The sequence below is a fragment of the Thalassovita litoralis genome (assembly GCF_900182725.1).
Taxonomy (GTDB): domain Bacteria; phylum Pseudomonadota; class Alphaproteobacteria; order Rhodobacterales; family Rhodobacteraceae; genus Thalassobius; species Thalassobius litoralis.
On sequence record NZ_FXTO01000020.1, the window covers coordinates 55,464 to 62,876 of the forward strand.

Sequence of the window (7,413 nt, forward strand, 5' to 3'; positions counted from 1 at the left end):
GGGATTACCTCAGCCGTAATGCATTCAGTGACACTGTAATCGAACTGGATGACATGGCCAAGGCCGCCACCAGCGGCGTTGCCAGCCCGATCACGGCAATGGGAACAGCAATCACATTGTACAGCGTGGCAATCTGGAAGTTTTCACGAATACGCTTGATGGCCGATTGCGCGGTTTTCAACGCCTCGGCAATGGGGGACAAATCACCGCCCAGCAGCACGATATCCGATGCCACACGCGCCGCATCCAGCGCCGAGGCAGGCGAGATCGACACATGCGCCGCCGCCAGCGCCGCCGTGTCATTCAACCCATCCCCCACCATCAGCACATGTTTGCCCTGCCCGGACAAATGCGCGATCCGCGCGGCTTTGTCGGCAGGCAATGCCTCGGCCATCCAATGCGTGATCCCCAGACGGTTGGCCAATGCCTCGACCGCGCGGGTCGTGTCACCGGACATCAGGATCACGTCTTTACCCGCCTCTTGCAGGGATCGGACCGCTTCGGCCGCGCCATCGCGCAGGCGGTCGCTAAAGGTGAATGCCTTCGGCGCGTCCCCCGCAACGGACAGCCATGCAGCGGTTTCCGTCTGCCCTTCGGCCCCGACCCACGCCGCCCGGCCCAACCGAACACGTTGCCCATTCCACACCCCTTCGGTGCCATAGCCCGGCACCTCGGTAATCGCATCGACACGGGCGGGTTTTACCCCAGCGTCGCGGGCCGCTTTTGCCAAAGAAACAGACAGCGGGTGGGCCGATCCATCGGCCAGTGCCAGCGCGATTTCCAGATCACGGGTGGCGTGATCGCCCAGATTGGTCAGTTCCGGCGTTCCGGCGGTCAGCGTCCCGGTTTTGTCGAACACAACCGTATCCACCTGCGCCAGCCGTTCCAGCGCCGTGGCGTGTTTGATCAGCATCCCCTTGCGGAACAACCGCCCCGAGGCCGCCGTTGTCACCGCAGGCACCGCCAACCCCAGCGCACAGGGACAGGTGATGATCAGCACCGCCGCCGCGATATTCAGCGCCGTGCGCAGGTCGCCGGAATAGGCCCACCAGCCCAAAAAGCTGAGTGCAGACAGGATATGCACCCCCGGCGCATACAGTTTGGCCGCCTTATCCGCCAAGGACGTATAGCGCGACCGCCCCGATTCCGCGATAGCCACCAGATCGGCCATCCGGTGCAGCGACGTATCTTTGCCCACCGCCGTGGCGCGGATCACCAGCGGGCCGGTCAGGTTGACCTCGCCCGCCGAAACGCCCTGTCCGGGCTGCGCCAGAACCGGCACGGTTTCCCCGGTCAGAAGCGAGCGGTCAATTTCGCTCATGCCTTCGACGATTTCACCATCTACAGGCATCCGCCCGCCGGGCCGCACAAGGATCAGATCGCCCACGACAACCTCGGCCACGGGAACTTGCTGTTCCTCACCATCGCGGATCAGGATCGCGCGGGGGACTTCCAGCGCCGCCAGCTCCTCGGCTGCGGAACGGGCAATGGCGCGCGTCCGGTGATCCAGATAGCGCCCTGCCAACAGGAAAAACGTCAGCGTCAGCGCCGCATCGAAATAGGCATGATGCCCGGACAAGGACGTTTCCCACAGCGATGTCACCAGCGCCAGAACAATTGCCAGAACAATCGGCACATCCATGTTCAGGCGGCTGTGCTTCAACGCGCCCCATGCGCTTTTGAAAAACGGCACCCCGGAAAAGGCAATCGTCGGCAGGGTAATTGCCGCGCTGATCCAGTGGAACATATCCCGCGTTGCATCCGCCGCCCCGGCCCAGACCGAAACCGACAGAAGCATCACGTTCATAGACGCAAACCCAGCCACCGCCAGCCGCATCAGCAGATCGCGCCCGGCCTTATCCGTCTGCGTGGCGGATAACGCCCCGGCGTCCAGTTCGAACGCCTCGTATCCCACGCGTTCCAGCACACGGATCAGATCGTCTGGCATGATTTCGGGATCGGCCTCGATCTGCGCCCGTTTCAGGGTCAGGTTGACCCGTGCCGAATGCACCCCCGGCAGATCGGCCAGCGCCTTTTCCACCGTGGAAATACAGGCCGCGCAATGCACCGCAGGCACGGACAGGGCAATCCGCGCCTCCTTGGGCGCGTCCAGTTCCGCCAATGCCTCGGCTGCGGGGGCGGCGGCACAGGCCGGACAGGCCGAAGGTGTGGGGCGCATCGTGGCAGTCATGATCAGTCTCTTGATAAATCGTCAGCAGGCCAGAATATTATTTTACCACATGCAGGTTCAGGCGCTGGGTGAATTCGGTCCCATCCTCGGCCAGGGCCGTCAGGCGAATGATCCATTTGCCACCTGACAGTTCCACCGGAGCGATGAATTCCCCGCCCTCAAACGCCAGAGCCGGCGCCATGTCATCCGAATTTTCCGTCGTCCGCCCCACAATCGCATCTACGGATTTGGGCCGAACCGGCGCACCATCCGCCCCGGTAATGGCCAACCGCAACATGCCATCCCGATGTTCAGCGCGCACAGACCAGCCCAACGCCTCTTGCGCGGCCTTACGCTTGTTGAACTCTTGGCTGGCGACATAGGAATTTGCCACTTCCAACCCCGGAAATGTCTTTACCGCCTTTACCGCCATAAAGACATTCACCGCGATGATCAGCCCAAAGGCGGCGGCAAACCCCATAAAGACCTGCCGCCCAGTGATTTGACGCTCTGTCATTTTTCGTCCCTTCCGTGGAAAACGGTGTCCTTATAGGCGCGGTCGCCGGTCGCGTTATCTTCGACCCAAATACGGATATCCGTGCGTTCATGGTGGGACGGATCAGCATCTTTCGGCGCGATCACATAAACCCGTTGCAGCTTCATCGAATCCGCAGGCACCGTAACTGTCGCATAGGGCGTGCCTTCCAATTGCAGATGCAAGGAACTGTCCCCCTTCACAGAAATACGGAACGGCCGGTCTTCGCCATGTTTGTTGCGCAGCCGCACGTCATAGGTATTCCGGATCGACCCATCTGACAGCGTCACGAAAATCGGATTCCGGACCGGGGCCACCGTCAGGTCAATATCCGACCGCATGAACAGCGCCACAACCAGACCCACGCCCACCAGTGCCCACAATGTCGTATACAGCACCGTCCGGGGCCGGAAGACGTGTTTCCAGATGTTCTTTGCTTTACCACCAGCGCGTTCCGCAGCTTCGTCCGTCAGCGCCATATAGTCGATCAAACCGCGCGGTTTGCCGATCTTGGCCATCACGTCATCGCAGGCATCAATACACAGCGCACAGGTGATACATTCCAATTGCTGACCATCACGAATGTCGATCCCCATCGGGCAGACGTTCACGCAGGCCATACAGTCGATACAATCGCCCTGCGCCTCGTTTTCGGCCGCCTTGCGGTGCTTGCCACGCGGTTCGCCCCGCCAACTGCGATAGGCGACAGTGATCGTGTCCTCGTCCATCATAGCGGCCTGAATCCGCGGCCACGGACAGGCATAGATACAAATCTGTTCCCGTGCGAAACCACCGAAAATAAAGGTCGTCGCCGTCAGCACCAAGATCGTCGTATAGGCCACCGGATGCGCATTGCCTGTCACCAGATCCACCAACAGCGTCGGCGCATCGGTGAAATAGAACACCCACGCCCCACCCGTTGCCAAGGCAATCAGGAACCACGCAATCCATTTGGTCATGCGCAGGCGGAATTTGCGGAAGTCCATCTTTTTCTGACGATGCAACCGCAAGCGGGCGTTACGATCGCCCTCGACCCAGCGCTCCACCAGAATAAACAGGTCCGTCCACACGGTTTGCGGGCAAGCATACCCACACCAAACCCGCCCCAGCGCCGAGGTAAACAGAAACAACCCCAGCCCCGCCATCACCAACAGGCCCGCCACGAAATAAAATTCGTGCGGCCAAATCTCGATCATGAAGAAGAAAAACCGTCGGTTGCCCAAATCCACCAGCACCGCCTGATCCGGCAGAGCCGGGCCACGATCCCAACGAATCCACGGCGTTAGGTAATAAATGCCCAACGTCACGGTCATCAAAATCCATTTCAGATTGCGGAACGCACCAGACACACGGCGCGGAAAAATTGGCTCACGGGCAGCATAAAGGCTTTCGGGAACTTCGGGATCTGTTTGCGACACGGAATCACTCCGGTAAATGGCTATTGGTCTGCGCCCTTGTCACAGGTACGGCCAGTCAGGACTTTGACCTGCATCAAATCTGCATCTTTCCTGTACCTAAAGCACATTGCGATAAATCAAAGGGATATCGTCACCAAACGTCAGATGGGCAAGAGGTGGATCAAACACCTGCCTCAAGGGCACTTTTCCCTGTGCTGCAACGGCATAATGGCCGCACATCTGTGCCGGAACCTGCGCAGACAAGACCCTGATTTTTCGCCCATGAAGCCAAATGCAAAAACTTTGTCATTTTCGCGATTCAGGGCTTGCACCCTCCCGACGTCCGCATTAATTACCCGCACACCGTTGGGGTGTAGCCAAGTGGTAAGGCAACGGTTTTTGGTACCGCGTACCGTAGGTTCGAATCCTACCACCCCAGCCATTTCATCGCACAGAGTGAAAAGACCTTCTTTCATCGGGGTTTGGCCCGATGGGAAGCTGACGATTGCCCCACCCGATGCCCCAAGCGGTTAGTCGTCGCCTAGCGAAGTTTCACACCAACAGGTCGTATTCCGTACCAGTGATCACCAAGTTAATACTGGTCTGCCCCCCCGCCATCAGCCAGCGCCCAGAGAATCTGACCTGTTGGGCGGGCTTTGTAACAGTAAATGCGATCAAAGGAGCGGCATCAAACCGCGACACGTCCACATCGCCACTCATATTCAACCCCTCCTGAGATGCTCGCAGAAAAGAAAATATTCTTGATTTTCAGTTGCACGAGGATAATCTTGGTACTGAGCAGTACACAAATTAGGAAAGTTAGACACCAGAAATAGACAAATAGACCTTGGAAAAAGTCGATGCCGACACTTTATTTGATCACAAAAGAAGTTTTCGGATTTCTTACAATTTTTGATGCCCTCGCGGCCAGTCGCTACGGGGTTGGGCGCAATGCCGACACCCTCATAACCGACCCCGCAATTCCTGACATCCCAGTCAGATTAGCGCTTTCTTGGGACGCACAAAACCCCCTAACACCGTTAAAGGTACAGCCATTCATTGGCCCGCCCGAGGCCACCACCATCTCAACGTTCGCCTCTATTCTCACCGACCAGAACATCTCCGACCTACAGGAGTTCAGGGACTTCGGGTATGCCGTCTACGAAATCGCTCCCGGCGGTGCTCTGATTGATGATTTCGAGATTTTGGCTCAGGTCTATGGATATCTTTCCGAGGGATTTCCCTCCACACCAAGCGATCTTATCAACCAGAAGATAGCGGTGTTTGGAAATGACACACTAGAAGTAAATCTCGTCAACTCTGGCGTGATCACAGTTCGCATCAGTGTAGACGAAGTGGTTGCTGCACTAGAAGCAGGTACAATTGACGGCGTTCTGAGCACAGATGCCGCGATCCTCAACGACCTAACTTCACCCAGATCAGAGTTTTTTACAGCAGACGTGGGAAACACAGGAATATCAAACATTGATGACTTCGTCATCGGATCAGAACCTGAGAACCCGATACCGGATGATCCACTCCCCGACTCCATTGACGAGGACGGTCTCTACATAATCTCGGCATACTCGTCGTTTGAGATTTCCAGCTATATCATTCAGGCAAGCGACGACCCTGATTTCCGCTTCGTCGTCCCGGTTCAAATTTTTCTAATGGATGGAACCGGCGCATATATAGAATATGCAGGACAAAGGTGGCGAATAGGCGATCAAGAGGGCACTTATGCGATCCCGGCAACCACTGCCGCCAAGCACGGTGCCCTTCTCACTGGTGAAGCTCAAGCTCTTATTGGCGACGGTGAAGATGTTGCTGACTTCTGGCAATACCGCTCCGAACATCTGGATTATTTCTCCAATTGGCACATTTACGAAGTTGATCCTGCTTCGCAAACCCTAATCTACATTCCAATCAACACGACACCCCTCGCTGATGACGGCCCGAATACCCTGCATGGCGATGAACACGATAATTCAATTGCTGGGTTGGGTGGCGATGATGAACTGCGTGGAAATGGGGGAAATGACATGCTGGATGGAGGAACCGGTGATGATCTTGCTGTATACTCGGGCCCTCAGTCTGCATATACGATACGCTTCACACCCTCCGGTCAGACCGTTGAAGATCGGCGACCGAACCATGACGGCACTGACACCCTAACTAGCATCGAGACGCTTGTATTCTCTGGGGACGAGTGGCCTCTCGACATTTTTTCCGGTGTCGGAAACCTGTCGGAAGAGGATCTGAGGGAATTTGTCGAAGTGTACATCGCGTATTTCAATCGCGCACCTGATGCCGAGGGGCTGTTTTTCTATGGCACGGCTTTTGCCAACGGTACCTCTTTGGAGGCTTGCGCAGCGACATTTCTAAACTCTGTAGAATACCAAAGCACATATCCGCCTGGACTGTCGAACCATGAATTTGCGGAAGCGGTCTATAATAATGTGCTCGGTCGCATCCCGGACCCGCTTGGCTTTGCATTCTGGGTCAATGTTCTTGATACAAGCGCTAGGTCCAGAGACGTGTTCATTCTTGAGGTACTTGCAGGAGCCAAAGCTCCTGCGCCAGCGGATGCCACCATTGAGTTTATTGCTCAGAAGACAGCTGATCTCGCGTATCTAAGCAACAAGACTGACATCGGCCTCTATTTCGCAACAACAAAAGGCATGAGCAACGTTTCAAATGCAAATGAGGTTATGCAGATCTTTGCGAGCGGTGACCCGACAGATATTACAGCAGCGGTCAACGCGATAGATGCGTTTCACAATTCGGCGCTCGACCCTGACAATGGCGAATTTCTTTTGCAGCTTGTGGGCGTTGTCGATGATCCTTTTGTGGCATAAGTGACAAGACTACGTGGGTCCCCATGATTGTAGAGGCCTAACACGGGTAGCTTTCCCCAACCTGCCCCCAATCTCAAGGTGTCTTTTGATGCGGGGACGCCGAAGCGCCCCCCAACAGTTGTCGTTACAGGCCCCGAATGTGCCGCTAACCAACAAGGTTGACCTGTGGCCTGCGCCCCTCGTCAGCACCAACTTGCGCCATCCGTATGCCGATCAGTCGTCCGTCGCGGGCAAGCTGTCTGACTTCGTCGATCGTCTGGCAGGCGATCACCGCCCGGTATGGGTAACGCCCTCCATATTCAGCCTCGTGGAACAGGGTTTCGCTGCCATCTTTTTCAATGCGAATGCGGGTAAGTTCGTAAGCTTACGCCGAGGGCCGTCTGGCGGGCTGATTTCGCGAGGGTTTAACGAGTGTCCTTATGGACGCACACGAAGACACCCCCCGCATTGAAG

The 7,413-nt window shown here is 56.6% G+C and carries 5 protein-coding genes and 1 tRNA gene; 2 read left to right on the plus strand and 4 right to left on the minus strand.

The annotated features are described in order from the left end of the window. Positions 1-4: 4 nt before the first annotated feature. The 3 genes from FN828_RS14055 to ccoG are packed head-to-tail and all read right to left on the minus strand — an operon-like array spanning position 5 to position 4,123. The gene (locus tag FN828_RS14055) at positions 5-2,191 is read right to left on the minus strand and encodes a heavy metal translocating P-type ATPase (protein ID WP_142494104.1); all 2,187 of its coding nucleotides are present in this window, start codon (positions 2,189-2,191) and stop codon (positions 5-7) included. 37 nt (positions 2,192-2,228) lie between these two features. Continuing rightward, positions 2,229-2,687 carry a FixH family protein gene (locus FN828_RS14060; RefSeq protein ID WP_142494105.1) on the minus strand — a complete coding sequence of 153 codons (459 nt, stop codon included), beginning with the start codon at positions 2,685-2,687 and terminating at the stop codon, positions 2,229-2,231. Then, positions 2,684-4,123: a cytochrome c oxidase accessory protein CcoG gene (gene ccoG, locus FN828_RS14065; protein ID WP_142494106.1), complete on the minus strand. Its 1,440-nt coding sequence runs from the start codon at positions 4,121-4,123 to the stop codon at positions 2,684-2,686. The genes FN828_RS14060 and ccoG overlap by 4 nt, the downstream gene beginning before the upstream one ends. Positions 4,124-4,469: 346 nt before the next feature. Between ccoG and FN828_RS14070 the strand changes: the two genes are divergently transcribed. Next, a tRNA-Gln gene (locus FN828_RS14070) sits at positions 4,470-4,544 on the plus strand. Between the two features lie 110 nt (positions 4,545-4,654). On the opposite strand, the gene FN828_RS20570 is transcribed toward FN828_RS14070, so the two are convergent. Then, complete coding sequence (locus tag FN828_RS20570) at positions 4,655-4,822, minus strand: hypothetical protein (RefSeq protein ID WP_185959024.1); 168 nt, start codon at positions 4,820-4,822, stop codon at positions 4,655-4,657. A 140-nt stretch (positions 4,823-4,962) separates the two neighbouring features. Between FN828_RS20570 and FN828_RS14075 the strand changes: the two genes are divergently transcribed. After that, positions 4,963-6,960, plus strand: a complete 1,998-nt coding sequence (locus FN828_RS14075) for a DUF4214 domain-containing protein (RefSeq protein WP_142494107.1) — start codon at positions 4,963-4,965, stop codon at positions 6,958-6,960. Positions 6,961-7,413 lie beyond the last annotated feature (453 nt).